Raw genomic sequence first — 17,319 nt, forward strand, 5'->3', positions numbered from 1 at the left:
GCAAGGGCGGGACGAGGCCTGACGATCCCGTCCCGCCCTGATTGGGGTGTCTCAGCGGGCTGGTGTCACAGCAGTCACGAGCCGACGCTCAGAGCGAAGACGTGTATCGACGAATTCTGCGGCAACTGCACGCCGGAGACGGTCTTGCCCGGCGTGAGCCGCACGCTGTTGTAGTAGATGTCGTATTGGCTGCCCTGGTTGGCCGGCCCGGACGGGGTGTTGCGGTAGGTGGCGGTGATGACGGGCTGGGCGCCGAACTGGGTCGGGGTGCCGGTGAGCCAGTTCGGGAAGCCGAGGCTTCCGGTCGAGGTGGTTCCGTCGGTGTAGTAGATGGTGACGGTGCCGGACGGCGCGCCGATGCCGCTTCCGAGAAAGGCCACGGCTGTGCCGGTGCCGGAGAGCGGGATGATCTGGCCGTCGCCGGCGGTGTTGTCGTTGGTTCCGGCGGCGGCGCCGGGCCAGGTGAAGGTGGTGTTGTTGTAGGTCAGCTTCGCACCGGGGGTCACGCCGACCGCCGCCAGCGCCTGCGCGGAGAAGCTGTCGCCGTAGCCGTCGAAGTCGCCCGGTCCCGGTGCCGAGTCGTCGGTGACGCCGACGTTGTCGAACGTCGCCGCCAGGCTGGGGAAGGCTACCGGCAGGGACAGGGTGGCATCGGAAGCGCCGGGCCCCTTGGGGTATGACACCGACACCGAGCTGGTCTGGACTCCGGTGGCCGCGTTCGCGGGAACGTTCACCGTCCATGAAGCGCTCGCCGTGGCACCGGCGGCGATCGAGCCGATGGTCGCCGTCGCGGCGGGGGTCGTCCAGCCGGAGGGCAGCGCCACAGTCGCGGTGACCCCGGTCATCGTGGTCGTACCGGGGTTGGTGACCGACGCGGTCACCGTGACCGATCCGCCCTGGGTCGCGTAACCGCTGCCCGCGGCGAGAGACACCGACGGGGCGACGCCCACGGTGCCGGTGGTGAAGGTGCCCTTGGCGTCGGCGACTCCGGGGCCGCCCTTGCCGGTGATGGTGAAGGTGGTGTTCTTCGAGGTGGTCGGGACGCCCGTGATGCCGCCGGTGTCGGGGTTGAGGGTCAGGCCCGCGGGTAGCGAGCCGGTGGTCACGGTGTAGCGGACCGTTCCGGGGCTGTTGGTGGCCACCTTCGCCTCGTACAGCTTCCCCGCGCTCGGTGCGGGAAGGCCGGTCGTGGTGAACGCCGGGGTCGGGGCGGTGACGGTCTGCGCGGGGCCGACGGGATTGCCGGAGGCGTCGAGCTGTTGCAGTGACCAGACCTTGCCGGACGTGACGACGCTCAGGTGCCAGTGCGTCGACTGATCCCGCATCAGCGCACGTTCATCGGCGGTGAAGGCACCGAGGTTACGTGCGGTCTCCCACTGCTTGGCGGCGTCGAGCAATGCGGAGGTCTGAGATCCGGAGCTCAGGTCGGACACCGAGGTCTGGAACCCTGCTCCGGCGTTGAGGCCGGCACCGCGGGCCAGGTCGTCCTCCACCGTCTGCAGGCTGTTGTCCAAGGAGATCCAGCCGAGCATGCCGGGCAGGTAGTTGGCCTGGTAGTAGGCATTGTTGATGAACACCTGGTTCATGCTGGTCGAGCCGACCTCGCCCCAGCTGGCCCGGGACAGGCCGTCCCAGATGTTCGAGCCCATGCGGCTGGTCTCGGAGATGAAGCCGTCCTTGGCCGTCTGCTGCCGGAAGGTGTCGTTGACCAGGGTGGCCATGCCGTACGGCCCCAAGCCGGCCTGCGAGGCCGACTCCAGGCCGTCGAACGACATCGCCTTGATCCCGGTGGTGTTCCACATGCCGGCGAAGCGCGAGGCGATGCCGTTGATGATGTTCAGGTCGCCCAAGGCCCCGCCGTACTCGTTCTGCAGGATGCGTGACGCCCTCGCCCCGCCGGCGTGGGCGGCGGCCTTGGTTCCCCAGCTGCCCCGGCCCAGGCCCGTGACCACGCACTGCCCGTCGACCATGCTGGACGAGCCGTAGCTGAAGAGCTCGTCGTCCACCGAGAGCATCGCGCCGGCGACGCCGGCGGCCAGCGGTGCGCAGCTCGTGAGGTACGCGGTGGTACTCCCGGCGCTCAGGCTCTGCGCCAGCGTGGCGGACAGACCGCGGGCCAGGTCGGCACTCGGGGTCGGTGTGACGTAGGGGTCGTTCGTGTCGATGAAGTCGGACAGCGTGTGTGTCCCGACTTGTACGCCGTCGGCGTTGGCCTTGCTGACCAGAGCCTTGGCCGCACCATCGCTGCCCCCGAATGCGCTGTCGAACTGGTAATGGCCGGCGGACTGCCACGGGCCCTCGGCGTTCGGCAGCGAGTAGATCACGGTGATCCCCGCCGCCTTGGCGTAGGCGGCCGCCTTGTCCACGTCGCCGGTGTTCAAGTCGGACAGCACCAGGAACGATTGGGACGTGGCCTGTGCGACCTTCTGCCACTGCCCGTCGATCGTCGGATACGGCAGCCCTTGATTGGCGGCTATCGCAGACAGGACCGTGGGTGCCATGTCCGGCGTGGTGCCGAACAGCGCGACACTCGACCCGACAACAGAACCCTGACTGCCCGGCAACGGCCCCTCCGGAGTCGGGTAGTCGGGGCCGCCGTTGTAGCTGGCCTGGCGGTCACGCTGCTTGGTGTAGTCGAAGGTGAAGGCGCGCAGCAGCGTCCCCCAGGGGGTGCGGGCACCCACGCTCCACTCCTCCAGCCCATTCGGCGAGACCTGGAGGTTGGACGGGTCGGAGGCGACCTCGTTCTGCCAGCCGATGGGGGTGTTCACCTCCTCACGCGGCCAGCCGCCCTCGGTGCGATCGGTGAGCGGCTTCATCCCGACCGCGAAGCCGTTGTCCCGCACGATGCCGACGGCCTCGCCGAGCGTCTGGGTGATGGTGGTCGGCAGCGGACCCCACAACAAGGTCTGCAGGTCCCCGCCGCTCGGCGCCACGGCCTTGGTGACAGTGAACGTGGAGTACGTCGCCTTGTCCTGCACCGTGACATCCACCTCGAAGCCACCGCTGCCCGTGAAGCGGAGCGTGTTGCCGGCGAGGGTCAGCTTGGTCGGCTGCACCTGCTTTCCGCTGACCATCAGACTGACCAGCGACGCAGTACCGTGTCCGGCCGCGATGTAGTTCTTCCCGGTCCGTTCGTCGGTCAAGGCGGTGACCTGGCCGGCGCGGCTCAGGCCCACATGGAGGTACCCGGCGTCGACCACGCAACCCCCGGAGCCGTCGGATCCGACGGCTCCGTACTGAGGGCTGGCGCCGTAGGCGAAGGTCCCGGTTGCCGCCAAGGCGGTGGACAACACGGCCGTCACGGTGACTCTGAATCTTGTTCTATAGGTTCTGGATGCAGGTGCCATGGTGCTTCCTCTCATTGATGAGTAGTGCGCGACGCCCCTGTAAACCTCGTGTCGTCACATCTCGACCACCGTCCTGTTCTTACGAGCGCGTTCCGCGGCGAACACGACGCGATGGCTGGCCAAGCTGGTCTCGATGCCGGAGACGATCAGCTCGGGGCGGCCGCGGTGCAGCGCGTCGAGGAAGGCGTTGAACATCGCCTCGTCGCCTCCGGCGTGTCCCTCGGCGGCCGAGGAACCGTCCAGAGACGTGTCGTGGACGGTGCGGGTCTCAGTGTGGAAGTCGTAGATCTCGATGAACCTGCCGTCGCCGGTCAGCTGGCCGCGGGTGCCGAAGACCTTGGTGTGGCGGTTCTCCAGCGGGGTGAACGCGGCCAGGGTGAAGGAGGCGGTGGCGCCGTCGTCGAACTCCAGGTTCACCACCTGGTGGTCCACGACGTCGTTGTCGCTGTGATAGACGCAGCGGCCGTAGGGCCCGTGGGCCAGCGCCGCACTCACTCCTTCCTCCGACAGATCGCCTTCGGCCATGATCCGGGCGAAGTACTGCTTGGTGCCGCCGTTGCGAAGCCCTCCGCGGTACAGCGTTGTGGCCGAGTACTGGCACGTGTCCTGCAACGGGCAGGTGAGGCAACGATCGGTGGCCCCCTCCGGGGCCCGCTCGGGGCGGAAATGGGTCAGCGAGCCGAACGAGCTGACCCGCGCGACCGTCCGGCCCACGACGTCGGTGATCCAGTCGATGTCGTGGCAGGACTTGGCCAGCAGCAGCGGGGAGGATTCGTCCTCCCGCCGCCAGTTGCCGCGGACGAAGGAGTGCGCGAAGTGGTAGTAGCCGACCGGCTCCAGGTGCTGGAGCGCGACGATGTCTCCGATCCCGCCCTCCCGTATCAGCTGCTTGAGCTTGACGGAATAGGGGGTGTAGCGCATGACGTGTGCCACGGCCATCGCGGTGCCGTTGCGCCGTCTCGCCTCCGCGATCGCCTCGCAGTCGGCCTCGGTGGTGGCGATCGGCTTCTCCAGCAGGATCTGGTAGCCGAGATCCGCCAACGCCACCGCTACGGCGACGTGTTCGGCGTCCGGAACCGCGATCACCGCCACGTCGGCGATCCGGGGCCGCTCGAGCAGGTCACGCCAGTGTCCGAAGGTGTGGTCGGGGGCGACTCGGTGTTTGGTGGCGAACGCTTTGCGGACCAGGTCGCGCGGTTCGGCGACGGCGACCACGCGGGCGATGCCCGGACGCGTCGCGGCGATGTCGGCGTAGCCGGCGCCGCGGGCTCCGGCGCCGAGGATCGCCAGCGTCAGCGGACGGTCGAGGGCGGCGCTCATCTCGCCGGTGATGAAGGCGTCAGGCTCGGTGACGCTGTTGGGGTTCACAAGCTGCTCCCGTGATGGTGATGTGGTGCGTCAGGGCAGGACCGACCAGCGCGCGGCGGGAACCGCGCGCCGTGCGAGGGCTCTCACCCCTTGGTCGCCCCTCCGGTCAGGCCCTTGACGAAGTGCTTCTGGAAGGCCAGATAGAACAGGAGGATGGGCACAGTGGCCAGGAACATCAGCGCGAAGACCGCGCCGAAGTCGCTTTGGTGCTCGCCGATCGCGCGGTAGATGCCGACGGTGACGGTCGTGCCGTTGGCCGGGCCCAGGATGATCAGAGGGTTGAGGAAGTCGTTCCAGATCCACACGCCCAGGAAGATCAGGACGCTGGCCGAGGCCGGCCGCAGCAGCGGGAACACCACCTTCCAGAAGGTCCGGAAGCGTCCGGAGCCGTCCAGGGCGGCGGCCTCCTCCAGCTCGATCGGGATGGACTTCACGAAGCCGGTGAAGACGAAGACCCCGAACGGGACGTAGTAGCCGACGTCGACCAGCACCAGGCCGGGAATGGTGGTCATCAGCCCCAGCGAGCGCAGGACCTCGGTGACCGGCTCCAGGATGACCGGCGGCGGGATCATCAGGCCGCACAGCAGCACCGCGAGTGTCGCCTTTGCCCACCGGCTGTGGGACCTCGCCAGGTAGTGGCCGAGCATCGCCGAGACCACGGTCAGGATCGTGATGGAGATCGCGGTGACCTCGACGCTGTTGATCAGGCCGTACCAGAAGAGGCGGTCCGGCCGGGAGAGGACCTGGTGGATCGAGGCCAGTGTCGGCGGGACGGGGGGGCTCACCGGGTGGGCGGTGATGTCCTGGCCGCGCTTGAAGACGTTGACGAGAACCAGATACAGCGGCAGGAAGAACACGGCGGTCACGAAGGTGGCGGCGACCGGCCGGAACCACGATGTCGCACGCGGCGTCCGTATGATGTCCGGGATTGTCACAGCGTGACCTCCCGTCGCTGCAGGACGCGCAGCGCCGCGACCGACAGCACCGCGATGATCGCCAGCATCGCGGTCGCCATGGCCGCGCCGTAGCCGATGTGGTTGCCGGTGAAGGTGGTCTGCACGACCTGGAAGGCGATGGTGGCGGTGGTTCCGTTGCCGGGGCCGCCGTTGGTGATCACCTGGATCTGGTCGTAGGCCTTGAAGCCGGTGATCAGCAGCATGATCGTGTTGATGGTCACGGCCGGGGCCAGCATCGGCCAGGTGACGTGCCGGAACCGGGCCAGCCGGCCGGCGCCGTCCATCTCGGCGGCCTCCAGCATCTCGGGGGAAACGCCTGCCAGACCGGCCAGGTAGACCACGACGCAGAATCCCAGGACCTGCCAGGTGATGATGAACGCCACCGAGTACAGGGCGAGGTTGGGATCGGACAGCCAGCCGGGCGGATGGGCGATGCCCAGGCTGTGGAGCGCGGAGTCCAGCAATCCGTCATCGGACAGGATCGCCTCCCAGATCACCGAGACCACCACCGACGACAGCACGACCGGAGTGAAGAACACGCTGCGCAGCGCGTTGTACAGCCGGCCCCGCCGATCCAGCATCTGGGCTATGGCAAGACCCAGGACGTTGGCCACGACGGTCACGATGACCGTGAGGATCACGGTGTTCTTCAACGCGCCCGTGAAGTCGGCGTCGCCGAACAGCCTGGTGTAGTTCCGCAGCCCGACCCACTTCGTCGGCGGGTTGGCGGGATTCTGGTTGGTGAAGCTGGTCCGAACCGTCAAGGCGATCGGGATCAGGACGAAGACCAGGAAGACGACCAGGCCCGGCGCGCCGAAGGTCAGAAAATGAAACACCCCGGAGAGTGCTCTGGACCGTCGCTGTCGGCCCGGCGGGGACCGGCGTTCCGCCACCCCCTTCCGTGTTCCGGTGTCGGCGCCGTCATTCGGCGCGATCGTCGCAGCCATGTTTCGTCTCTTCCTATACGGAGTCTTCTTCAGCAGGGGTCTGGTGCCTCCTGCGCGTGCCGGCGGCTACTGGCTCGCCTTGGCCCATTCGTCGTCCAGGAACGACGCGAACTGATCGGCGCTCTTCTTGCCGTCGATCAGGTCGGCGACCCCCGAGGCGGCCTTGTCCGGCACCCCTGCGGGCAGGGAGCCGTCGCCGGTCTCGATGGAGAAGGCGTTCACGATCGCGTTCTGCTTCACCGCCTGCTGATACAGGTTCAAGGTCTCGGTGTAGACCGGGCCCATGCCGGTCGGCGGGGTGTAGTCCTTCAACGCGATGATCGAGCCGTCGGTCTTCACCGAGGCGTCCAGCGACGTCTTGTCCAGCATGAACGCCAACGCCCACTTCTTGGCCAGCGCGACATCGGGGGCCTTCGACGACACACTCATGCCGCCGCCGGTGTACGCCGGGACGACCAGCGAACCGTCGTCGGAGGGCCATGCAAAGACGCCGACGTCGAACGACGGCGGCTTGGCGTCGGCCGACGCGGCGAACCACGAACCCATCGGATACATCGCACCCTTGTTGTCCCGGAACGCCTGCTCGTCATCGGCGTAGGAACGCGACAGCCCGGCAGTGTCGATGTAGCCGTCCTTGGCCAGGTCCGACACCTTCTGCGCGGCCTTGACGAAGGCCGGGTCCTTGAAGCTCTTCGTCCCGGCGGCCTTCTGAGCCAGGAAGTCCGGGTCCTGCTTGTAGGTGTCGGTTGCCACCGCGCCGATCAGCGGATACATGTCGGCCCAGGTGTCCTTGCCCCCGCCGCCCACCACGAACGGGTTCACGCCCTTGGCCTTCAGCTTCGCGCTGTCGTCCAGGAGGTCTTGATACGTCTTCGGCGGAGCTGCGATCCCGACCGCGGCGAAATCGGACTTGTTGTAGTACACCAACGGCGTGGGCTGCGTGTCGTACGGCAGCTGGTAGATCTTGCCGCCGATCGGATTGGAATGCGGCGAGATGAAGTCCGACAACTCCGCATCCGTCCACGGCGCCAACTGCCCGGCCTGCGCGAACCCGTTCGGAGACACCGCGATCATGATGTCCGGAAGCTGACCGGACGCCGCCAGCTGCTTGGCGTAACCAGCCCGATCCGCACTCGGCGCGACCAGCTTCTTGATCGTCACACCCGGAACCTGGGCACTGGCCCGAGCGATCGCGTCGTCCCAGTACTTGGCCGTGAGGTTGGGTGTTTCGAAGGTCAGGAACGTCAGCGTGATGTTCCCCTTGGGGCCGCTCGACGAGGCCCCGCTACCGCCTCCGGCCGCGCAGCCGGACAGCGCGAGCGCCGCCACTGCCACAGTCGTGACCGCTATCGCTTTCGTACGCACAGTTTTCCTTCCCAACCCGCTGTGGGGCCTGAACTCATCGTCAAGGGGTGCTCCGCACACGTGAGGGGGTCGCCCAACCGCGGATATTTTTTTCAGTCACTGACTGAAATAATGAGGTAGAGTGAGTGTCCAAGCGCACCGGAGGGTTGTCAAGAGGATGGTGGGAGCTCGTGGAAAGACCGATTGGAGGCGACCGGTCGCTGCTCCAGAAGATCAACACCGTGGCGGTGCTGCGCGCACTGCACGCCGCTGAGCAGCTGACCCTGCGCGATCTCGCGGCCACCGCCGGCGTCTCGCGCAACACCGCCGAGGACGCCGCGACCGCGCTGGTCGAGGCCGGCCTCGCGCAGGAGGTCCGGCCCGAAGCCGACGACCAGCGGCGCGTCGGCCGCCCGGCCAAGGTCTACCGGTTCCGCGCCGACCTCGGATACGTGGTCGGCGTCGATCTGGCCGTCCATGAGGTCAATGTGCTCGCCACGGACTTGCGCGGCATCGAACGCGCCCGGTTCAGCAGACCTCTGGATCCGCAGGCCGGCGCCGAGGATCGCAGTGCCGCAGCCCGCGAAGCACTGTTGCGCGCGATCGGCGCCGGATCGATCCGCCCGGCCGACGTCCTGGCCGTCGGCGTGGCCACGACCGGCATCGTCGACCGCACCGGACGCGTCGCCCGCAGCACCCGGCTGCCGCAGATCCAGGGCCGCGACCTCGCCGAAGACCTCGCGGTACTTCCCGGCGTGCCCGTTCTCGTCGGCAACGACGCCCGGCTGTTCACCCTTGCCGAACGCTGGCTCGGCACCGCACGCGGCACCGACGACTTCGTCCACATCGTGGCCGGCCGCCACATCACCGCCAGCGTCTTCCTCAACGGACGGCTGCTGACCGGCACCAACGGCGCCGCGGGCGAGATCGGCGTACTGCCCGAGTCCCGCTGGGACACCGCGCTCCAGACCATGGCGGCCTGGCCCCACGACCCGGCGGCCACGGTCGCCGCGGCGGCGGCCGGCGACGCCGAGGCCGCGGCGCGCATCGACGAACTCGCCGACCACCTGGCCACCGGCGTCGCAGCCGTCGTGCTCTCCGTCGACCCCGAACGCGTCATCCTCGCCGGCGGCCTCAGCCGCGCCGGGCAGACCCTCCTGGTCCCCCTCCAGCGCCACCTCGACGCGAAAACCGTCTTCCCCGTTCCGATCCACACCTCGACGCTCGACCACGACGCGGTCTCACTCGGCGCCGTGCGGCTGGCCCTGGACCATGTAGAGAGCACTTTGTTCGACACCGAGTCCGTGCGTCCGGCCTCCGCGGTCACGACCTGAGCGAGGGTGCCGAGGCACGCTGCGGGACCCGGTTCGGGCGGAGAGACGCGTCCAGACCCGCCCGACCGGCGCCAACCCGATCCGCTGTGCCGGGATGCGGCTTCTCAGGTGAGCGACAGCCCTTCGGGACCGGGGGTAATCGTCCGCTGCTTGCCGCGCTGGACAATGCCTGTGAGCTTCGCGCTGACTCTTCTGGGCGTCGTCGAGTCCCGCAACGCGGCGGTGGTGCCATCGGGCATGTAGCCGAACAGGTCGGTGACGATGACGTCGGAGAAGTTCCCACCGGGCAACGCGTTGAAGGCCTGCAAGCCGTTGGGCGAACCGATGATCCCGAGGTAGCGGGTCGCCGCGTCGGATTGGTGCTTCGCCGGCCCGAAATGACCGCTCGAACCCGGCGGCCAACTCGGCCAACCGCATCGCTCCCAGCATCTCGCTGGCGACCCGCACAGGCGCGGAGGTCTCCGACGCGCTGAAGTACTTCGCCGAACGCCTGACCGCCACGTTCGTCTACGCCGGCGTCGAGGTCGAGGCCGCCGGGCTGTTCGACAGGGCCCGTGGACGGCAGATCGCCGGACGCTTCACCGTCCTACCCGCCTCCCCGTTCGCCTACGGCACCGCCGAGCAGTGCCACGCCTGGCACGCACTGCTCGCCACCTCGGAAGGCACGCTGCGGCTTCGTGACTATGTCCCCGGCAGCCTTTCCCAGCTCGTGCGCGGCGCGGCCATCCTCGCGATCGACACCGGCGCCGAGAAGATCACCAACGATCTGCTCGACCTGGTGCCGATCGACTACGCCGCCGAACGTGCCTCGGCCCGGCCAAGGCACGACCCCGGGCCCTGGACGAGGCGGCCGCGCTATGAGTCCGGTCCCGCTGCCCCGGCGCCTGCCGATCGCCGTCGGCCCGGCGCATCACGAGACCGCCGCCTTTGCCTGATGCACCCGCGAACACGCGAGTTCTACATCGACCGCGAACGCGTGGTACGGGAAGGGATTGCTCACCTGCGCACCGCGTGGGCCGCGCATCCGAAGGATCAGCCGCTGACCGACCTCATCGCCGAATTCATCGCCCGCGATGAGGAATTCGCACGACTGTGGAACGAGGGCGACGTCAAGCTCAACGGCCGCGGGCGCAAGGCGATACGGCATCCCGAGGTCGGGTTGCCCGCCGTGAACTTCGAAACGCTGACACCGCTTCAGGACTCCGACCAGCTGCTGGTGATCTACCGCGCCGCGGACGATGAGAGTCAGTCAGCGTTGGACCGCTTGAGTGCAGTGAGCAGGAATCCCTGAACAACAAAACAGCCCATAGGCCATACCGCGGCCGTAGAATCGCCGCCGAACGGGAAAGCGGCCAGTTGTAAGGGCTGCACAGTGCAAAGCGAACTCGGCCTATATCGCTGTACCTTAGTCAGGGCAGCGACAAGGAATAGAGATTAAGGTATTATGGACCATATTCCGGACACCGGACACCGGACACCGGACACCGGACACCGGACACCGGACACCGGACACCGGACACCGGACACCGGATCTCGGGTTGTGTCGCGCCCAACGCTGACCGTGGACCGGCGGGTCTTGGCGGTGGCGCGCACCGTGCCCGCCGCCCGTCGGGTCTTGGACATGCTTGCCGTGGTCGACGGCGACCGGCGGGTCAGTGTGACGTTCGCCTACGACGCGGGCTCGGCATTCGGCGCACAGGTCCCAGAACTGCTCGCAGCCTCCGGAGCGGACGCTATACCCTTCGACCAAGCTGTTGATGAACCTTGGGATCTGGCCGTCACCGCAAGCGCGAACGGGCCACTGCATCGACTGTCCACCCCGCTCTTCGTGGTCCCGCACGGTGCCGGCCACAGCAGGCGTCTGGCACCCGGCTCGGCGCCGGTGGCGGGCATGTCGCCGGACCAGCTGATGCATGACGGCCGCGTCGTCCCGGCCGTGATCGGCCTGCCGCACCCCGACGACGCGCGCCGACTGGCGGTGCAGTGCCCGCCGGCCGTGGCGCGCGCCGAGGTCATCGGCGATCCGTGCTGGGATCGGCTGTTGGCCAGCGGGCATCGCCGTGCGCGGTATCGGAGCGCGTTCGGTGTCGGTGGTGAGCGGTTGGTCGTCGTGAGCTCGACGTGGGGCCCGGCCTCGTTGTTTGCGCGGCATCCCGATCTGGTCGAACGGCTTACTGCCGAGTTGCCGTGGGACGGCTATCGCGTGGCTTTGGTTTTGCATCCGGCGGTCCGTGCCTGGCATTCCGAGCAGCAGGTTCGTCGCTGGCTGCGTCCGGCCTTGGATCGCGGATTGATGTTGCTGTCCGCGGACGATGAGTGGCGTGCGGCTCTGGTGGCCGCCGATGCGGTGATCGGCGACCACGGATCTGTGACGCTCTACTCGGCGGCGCTCGGGCGGCCCACCGCGTTGGCCTGTTTCGGCTGGGAGGAGATCGCCCCCGACACGCCGATGGCCGCGTTGACCGGGACGGCTCTCGGCTTCGCCGCGGAGAAGCCGGTCTGGCCGCAGGTCGAGGCGCTCGTCGAAGCCGCTGGTCGTCGTGCCGCGTCCAAGCAGGCCGAGGCTTTGGCAGCGCGTTCCTTCGACCATCAGGGCCGCTCACTGAATCGGATCGCCACGATCGCCTACCGCCTCATGGACCTGCCGATCCTGAAGCGGGCCCCGGAGGCGACGGCCGTCCCGCTGCCCTGGCGGTCCGAGTCGGCGCCGACGTCCTGGTACTTCCAGGCCGAGATCGACCGGGACGAGGTGGCGATCCTCAGATGGCCGGCTCCCTGGTCCCAGCCTGCTGCCGGAGCGGGTGGGGCCCGGCTGATGGCGGATCTCTGCGATCCGAACCCCCGGCTGGTCCGTACGGCGACGGTGTTGATCCAGCATGCGGCCGATGCGGGCCCGGACGCCGATCTCGCGGAGTTCCCTGCCGCCTACGTACGCGCCGTCATCCGTCCCGGCCGCCTGCTCCTCAACCTGCGTGGTCAGGGGACGTTCGAAGCCGTGACCGAGCACCTGGGGGGCGGCTTCGACCCCTGCGTCATCGCCGCCGCGGTCCACGCGGAGGTGTTTCAGGCGCGTCGGCCGCTCCGTGAGACTCTTCGGGTCTCGGTCAACGGCCTGACAGCGACAGTCCCCGTACGTGCAACATCTTCGCCGTCTCCATATCCTGCGACATGAGCTGATCGCGCAGGAATGGCATGGCTTGCTGGGCGGAGACCGCGGCGCCGGCACCATCGTCGATGTTCAGCTGGGCCTCGGCCAGGTCGAGCCACAGTCGGCCGTGCAGCCGGTCGTCTCGCTCACCGACCCGGTGCAGCGCGTCCTGCAGGATCGGGACCGCCTGATCGGATTTCCCGGAGCGGGTGAGCGCCCGGCCCATCAGCTGCGATGTGAGCACTGCGCCACGGTCGTTGTTGATCCCCTCGTGCCCGCGCCGAGCCTGCTCGAAGAGCTTGTAGGCCTTATCGGGTTCGCCCTTGTCCAGCGCGACGAGTCCGACGAACTCCTCTACCGAAGCCTTCAGCTTCTCGTCACGGATCTGTTCTTCGCGATCTGTGCTGACGGGTAGATGCGCGACAAGTGCTCTGGCTGTGTCGACCTGTTCCTGGGCTTCGTCAAGCTGGCCGGATTCCCGCAACGCGCGCGAAAGCAGGCACCGCATCCTGGCTTCGTACCGCTTGTTACCGCTTTGATGGGCCGCAGTGATCGCGAGTCGGTACACGTCGAAGAACGCCATACCTGGGCGGCGGTTGACGAAGTAGGTCTGCATCGCCTCAGCCATCTGGACCACGAGGTCGTACTTCTGCTCAAGGAACGCCTCGTTGATGAGCCAGACCAGCCGGTCTTCGTGTTGTCCCACCCACGTCAGCGCAGCCGACGATGAGGTGAACGGATTCGCGGCCCGGTCAAGAGACAAGGACGCCAACCGGAGCGGGCTGTTGCGGGAGGTGGCCGCGTCAGCGTGCTGAAGCGTGGTCGCGTACCAGTCGCGAAGGGTCTCCCGCGCCGACTCCAGGCGGGCGATTGAGTACTCCCCCGCGCCCTGAAGCAGTTCCCGGGCATGCATCCGGATCACATGGTTGGCCGCCAGATCCGGTCCGGACAACGCCGCGTCGAGCAGGTAGCGCTTCTTCAGTTCCAGAAGCGCCCGCCGTGTCGACGTCCCCAGCCCCGAGTTCTCCTCCAGCCAGGCAGCCCCGAATGCCGGTCCCTGGTCGGGCAACAGGCCCAGCGTCCGATAGGCCCGCTGTGCGTCGGGGGAAAGCCGCGCGTAGGACTCGTCGAACACTCTCATCGTGCCCGCGCCGACAGAACGCAGCTCGTCCATCTCCGCGGAACCGTCCGCCAGCCGACGGGCCAGGCCGCTCATCGTGCTCCCCGGCTCGCCTACCAAAATCCCGGCAGCGATCCACATCACCGCGGGGATACCGGCACAGGCCTTCACCACTTGTTCCAGGGCATCGTCGTCATCGAGCTGGCCGGGACGCAGGACCTGCGCGAAGTACTCCGCCGCGGCAGCCGTCCCGAATCCGCCCAACTCCTGGACCACGGTCCGAGCGCCCAACAACTCGGCGATCTTCTCATCGGCGACGACGACGGCCATGCTCGTCGCCGACACCGGCAGCAGTTGCTCGACCTCGCCCGGCTGCGAAACATGATCGAAGACCACACACAGGCTCCGACCACGTGTGAGCCGGCGCCACCACTCCACGGCCCGCCCCGGCTCCAACGGGATCAGCGACGGCACCAGCCCGATCTGGAAGAGCAGCCGCGCGGCAACCGCACCGGGATCCGCAGGCCCACCAGTCCTCAGCGCCTTCAGGTCCACGTAGTAGATGCCGTCCACGAACTGCTCGGTGTCCGGATGGTGAACCCAGTGCCGGGCCAGCTCGGTCTTGCCGATGTTCGGCTGCCCCGCCAGGTAGAAAAGCTTTGCGATATCCCCGCCGGCGTGCGCGGCATTGACGATCGCCGCCCGCTCCGTCTCACGGTCGGCGAAGATCCTGGGATCCGGCGGATACTCCGGCTCGGCCCGCCGCAACCGGAACTCCGGACCGATGACCTCGGCGTCGATGAGACTCGCCAGCCAGTCACGCAGCAAACCTGCGAGATCCGGTGCGGAATCGACCTGGCGCATCGTCAACAGCGCGAGATCCCGGATGTCAAAGTCGCTGAGCACCCTCTTCCGCTTCAGCAGCTTGGCAGCCGTCGGGTTGTGCGCACTGATCCAGCCCAGCACCGCGTCTCCAGCCGGCTTACCGATGCCCTCCCCCACCCGCTTGGCAAGCGCGCCACCCGCACCGCTCAGCGCCTTGAACCCGGCAGCCACCAACAAGGTCGTCGGTTCCATCGCGGTCCACCTCTCCCCGTCGCCGAGCGATTCCGCATGGTGATCAGAACTCTGATCTTAGTCCGCGTAGAGCACCAGAACACAAACACTGGCTCACCAGGCGCCGACCTCGCCGCCAAGAGCCTTGACCGCGCCACCTTCACCTGGCAGAGCGAGTAGACGTCCGGCTCCATCGGCGGGTCCGCCCCGCCCACCGGCGCCGTCGCCAGTCCGCAGGGGCACCGGTGAGTCCCGCAGAGCGGCACTGCAGACTCTCATCGGGTGCCGAGGGTGAGAAGCAGTACCACCGTCGGTGACGCGCAGTGCTGCGCTGCTACCACAGTGCCGCGCGGCGCCGTGCCGCACCACACGGAACGTGCGCGGCCGGCCCCTCCACCGGAGCAGACCAACAGGTGCAGCATCCATTCGGGTGACCGCGCCACAGGAGAACTCCGCGTGCCGCCGCAGTTCTCCCAGCCCACACCTGCCCCAGCAAGCCCCAGGCATAATCCGCCCCTGATTCACATGGATGGGTGCACTGCGGGGGTCCACGCCTCATCTCCTTTTCTCGAATATGGAAGAGGCCGCGCCCTGGCTATCCCAGTCAGCTGCGAATGCTCCCGTGGAATGGTCGTCGGTGGCGCCAATACAGCCGCACGGAGCTCACTGACTTTACTGGTGGTCGCCGCACAGTCCGCGACGGCGAAGGAGACAGAGAGTCAACACTCGACAAGCGATTCACGGGTCACCCCGGCCGGCACCCTACGGCACGCTACGGGCAGCCAACCCGACCACGAACGGCTACACCCATATAAGTCGGCGGTTCACGAGGGCGATATCCGAAGGAGCACGGCACCCTTCCCCCGGTCAGTCGTGAACTATGTCACTCGCGGACGTCTCGGGTTCCCCGGGCTCCTCGAACGGAGGGGAATCAGCACTTTGACTGCCCGTAACGCCGCCGAGGGGAGTCCAATAGATGGTGACTCTGCCGGGCATTGAGGCATCATCCCCTCCTGTGCCGCTGTGCACGACGACTGTACAGTCCTGATCCTTGGCAACGGGTACCGGCGCGGACCAGGCTCCGCCGTTGTCCGGGTCGCTTTGATTCGTTATGCGAGAGGTGAGCGGAGCCGACACGAGATATGCGACACCGCCGACAGTGATGGTCGCCCTGTGGTACATGTCGGACTCGCGCCAGTAGTTGCCGCCATAGACGTTGTGGAAGGACCTTATCCGTACAGTCAGGAAGCCGTCTCTGTCGGCTTTCCAAGTCCATGGTCCGAAGCCTCGTGCGGCTGTCTCGGAGACTTTGACAGTGGTGCCTGTCAGCGCTCGGAATTGACCCTTCGCCTCGAAGGTCCCGACGACGCTGAGCGTCTTTCCGGTGGCCACGGTCGCGCCGTCGGTGTTCGCGATGACCGCGCCGTTGCCCACGTTGAGGCTGAGGGCCTGGGCGGCGCCGGTGACGGTGACGTCTCCGTTGGCCTGGACGGGACCGTTGGTGGTGAGGGTCCTGGGCGCGGTGGCGGTGCCGATGCTGACGGTGTCGTTGGCCTGGATGGGGCCGTTGGTCGTGAGGGTCCTGTTCGCGGCGACGGTGACGGTGTCGTTGGCTTGGATGGGTCCGTTGGCGATGAGGTTCTTGTTCGTCGCGACGGTGAGGCCCTCGGGGTAGGTGGGGTGTTCCGCGGGCAGGGTGAGGTAGTCCCAGCGGGTCACGTTGGCGCCGGTGTCGTCACTGACAGCGGTTTTCAGTGCGTACGTGATATCGCGGGTGACGGTGATCCCGCCTTCGGCCGGCCAGCGGGAGCCGTTGTATTCGATGCCTGAAATCAACTGTCCGTCGGCATAGAGCTGGTGGTATTCGCCGTCGTAGTGCGCCCATCTGAGGTAGAAGCCGGTGGTGGCGGTGGTGAGGGTGACGGGGGTGGATTGGTCGGCGCCGCCGGCCCGGAGGGCGACGAGGTTGCGGCCGACGCCTTCGGGCTGGGTCATGGCCGGGGGGCGGTAGGAGTACTTGGCGACGGGCTGGTGCATGCGGCGTTCCTGGAATGTGTCCTTGTCGGCGGTGGTGCCGGAGTTCTCCAGGATGTGGATGGTGGCGATACCCGGTTCGCGGTTGATGGGGATGCCGCTCAGGTGCAGATGCAGGCCCCTGGTGGTGATCTCGATGGGATCGGCCTGGCCTTGGGCGGGGGTGAGGGTGAACGCCTTGGTCTGGGCGACGTACAACGGGGTGGCGGCCGTCGACCTGGTTTCGACGGGCGTACCGGTGGTGGCGGCGCGGGTTCCGGGGGCCGGGAACATGGTGGTCTCGGTGGCTGGGACCAGGACCACGACATCGTCTTGGGGGGCGACGGTGCTCCAGTCTCCCTGCCAGGTGTCGGCGGGGACGACGTGGGGGGCGATGCTGTCGGGATTGGCAGTGAGGTCCTGGGCGCTTTCCCCGATGGGAAGCAGGATCTGGATGCTGTGGCAGTAGACGGCTTGCGTGGAGGTGTTGGTGACAAGAATGTCCAGGGCGCCGTGTGCCACGGTGCCGTCGGGGTCCGGGGAGCTGGCGGACAAGGGATGGGGGGTGGTGCTGACGGCGTATTCCAGCAGTGGCTTGAGATCCGTGTCGGCGACGTCGGCGGTCATGGCCTCGGCCCCTTTCGTGGTGGGTGCGGGCTGGTTGTGGGCGGGGGTTTGTGACA

The 17,319-nt window shown here is 67.6% G+C and carries 10 protein-coding genes and 1 pseudogene; 3 read left to right on the forward strand and 8 right to left on the reverse strand.

From position 1 onward, the window contains the following. Positions 1–74: 74 nt before the first annotated feature. From ABIA35_RS32705 to ABIA35_RS32725, 5 genes are all read right to left on the reverse strand, one after another. Positions 75–3,296 (reverse strand): NEW3 domain-containing protein, encoded by a 3,222-nt coding sequence (locus tag ABIA35_RS32705; RefSeq protein WP_370360523.1) that lies wholly within the window; start codon positions 3,294–3,296, stop codon positions 75–77. 108 nt (positions 3,297–3,404) lie between these two features. Beyond that, the gene (locus ABIA35_RS32710; RefSeq protein ID WP_370360541.1) at positions 3,405–4,670 is read right to left on the reverse strand and encodes a Gfo/Idh/MocA family protein; all 1,266 of its coding nucleotides are present in this window, start codon (positions 4,668–4,670) and stop codon (positions 3,405–3,407) included. A 131-nt stretch (positions 4,671–4,801) separates the two neighbouring features. Beyond that, entirely contained in the window at positions 4,802–5,635 is an 834-nt protein-coding gene (locus ABIA35_RS32715) for a carbohydrate ABC transporter permease (RefSeq protein ID WP_370360542.1), read from the reverse strand. A 14-nt stretch (positions 5,636–5,649) separates the two neighbouring features. Further along, positions 5,650–6,510, reverse strand: coding sequence for a carbohydrate ABC transporter permease (locus ABIA35_RS32720; protein WP_370360525.1), 861 nt, complete (start codon positions 6,508–6,510; stop codon positions 5,650–5,652). Between the two features lie 177 nt (positions 6,511–6,687). After that, complete coding sequence (locus ABIA35_RS32725; protein ID WP_370360526.1) at positions 6,688–7,986, reverse strand: ABC transporter substrate-binding protein; 1,299 nt, start codon at positions 7,984–7,986, stop codon at positions 6,688–6,690. A gap of 170 nt (positions 7,987–8,156) precedes the next feature. Between ABIA35_RS32725 and ABIA35_RS32730 the strand changes: the two genes are divergently transcribed. After that, complete coding sequence (locus tag ABIA35_RS32730; RefSeq protein WP_370360528.1) at positions 8,157–9,299, forward strand: ROK family protein; 1,143 nt, start codon at positions 8,157–8,159, stop codon at positions 9,297–9,299. A 104-nt stretch (positions 9,300–9,403) separates the two neighbouring features. On the opposite strand, the gene ABIA35_RS32735 is transcribed toward ABIA35_RS32730, so the two are convergent. Next, the gene (locus ABIA35_RS32735) at positions 9,404–9,607 is read right to left on the reverse strand and encodes a hypothetical protein (RefSeq protein ID WP_370360529.1); all 204 of its coding nucleotides are present in this window, start codon (positions 9,605–9,607) and stop codon (positions 9,404–9,406) included. Between the two features lie 614 nt (positions 9,608–10,221). Here ABIA35_RS32735 and ABIA35_RS32740 point away from each other — a divergent pair. Further along, a pseudogene (locus ABIA35_RS32740) lies at positions 10,222–10,590 on the forward strand (transcriptional regulator); the annotation flags it as partial. Between the two features lie 249 nt (positions 10,591–10,839). Next, on the forward strand, positions 10,840–12,471 hold the full coding sequence (locus ABIA35_RS32745; RefSeq protein ID WP_370360530.1) for a translation initiation factor IF-2: 1,632 nt from the start codon (positions 10,840–10,842) through the stop codon (positions 12,469–12,471). On the opposite strand, the gene ABIA35_RS32750 is transcribed toward ABIA35_RS32745, so the two are convergent. Both ABIA35_RS32750 and ABIA35_RS32755 read right to left on the reverse strand, forming a co-directional pair. Further along, on the reverse strand, positions 12,404–14,644 hold the full coding sequence (locus ABIA35_RS32750) for a hypothetical protein (protein ID WP_370360531.1): 2,241 nt from the start codon (positions 14,642–14,644) through the stop codon (positions 12,404–12,406). The two genes, ABIA35_RS32745 and ABIA35_RS32750, sit on opposite strands and share 68 nt — an antisense overlap. A gap of 846 nt (positions 14,645–15,490) precedes the next feature. Continuing rightward, positions 15,491–17,263: a hypothetical protein gene (locus tag ABIA35_RS32755; protein ID WP_370360532.1), complete on the reverse strand. Its 1,773-nt coding sequence runs from the start codon at positions 17,261–17,263 to the stop codon at positions 15,491–15,493. Positions 17,264–17,319: the final 56 nt, after the last annotated feature.

Origin of the sequence: Catenulispora sp. MAP12-49, from assembly GCF_041262705.1 — a bacterium.
Classification (GTDB): domain Bacteria; phylum Actinomycetota; class Actinomycetes; order Streptomycetales; family Catenulisporaceae; genus Catenulispora.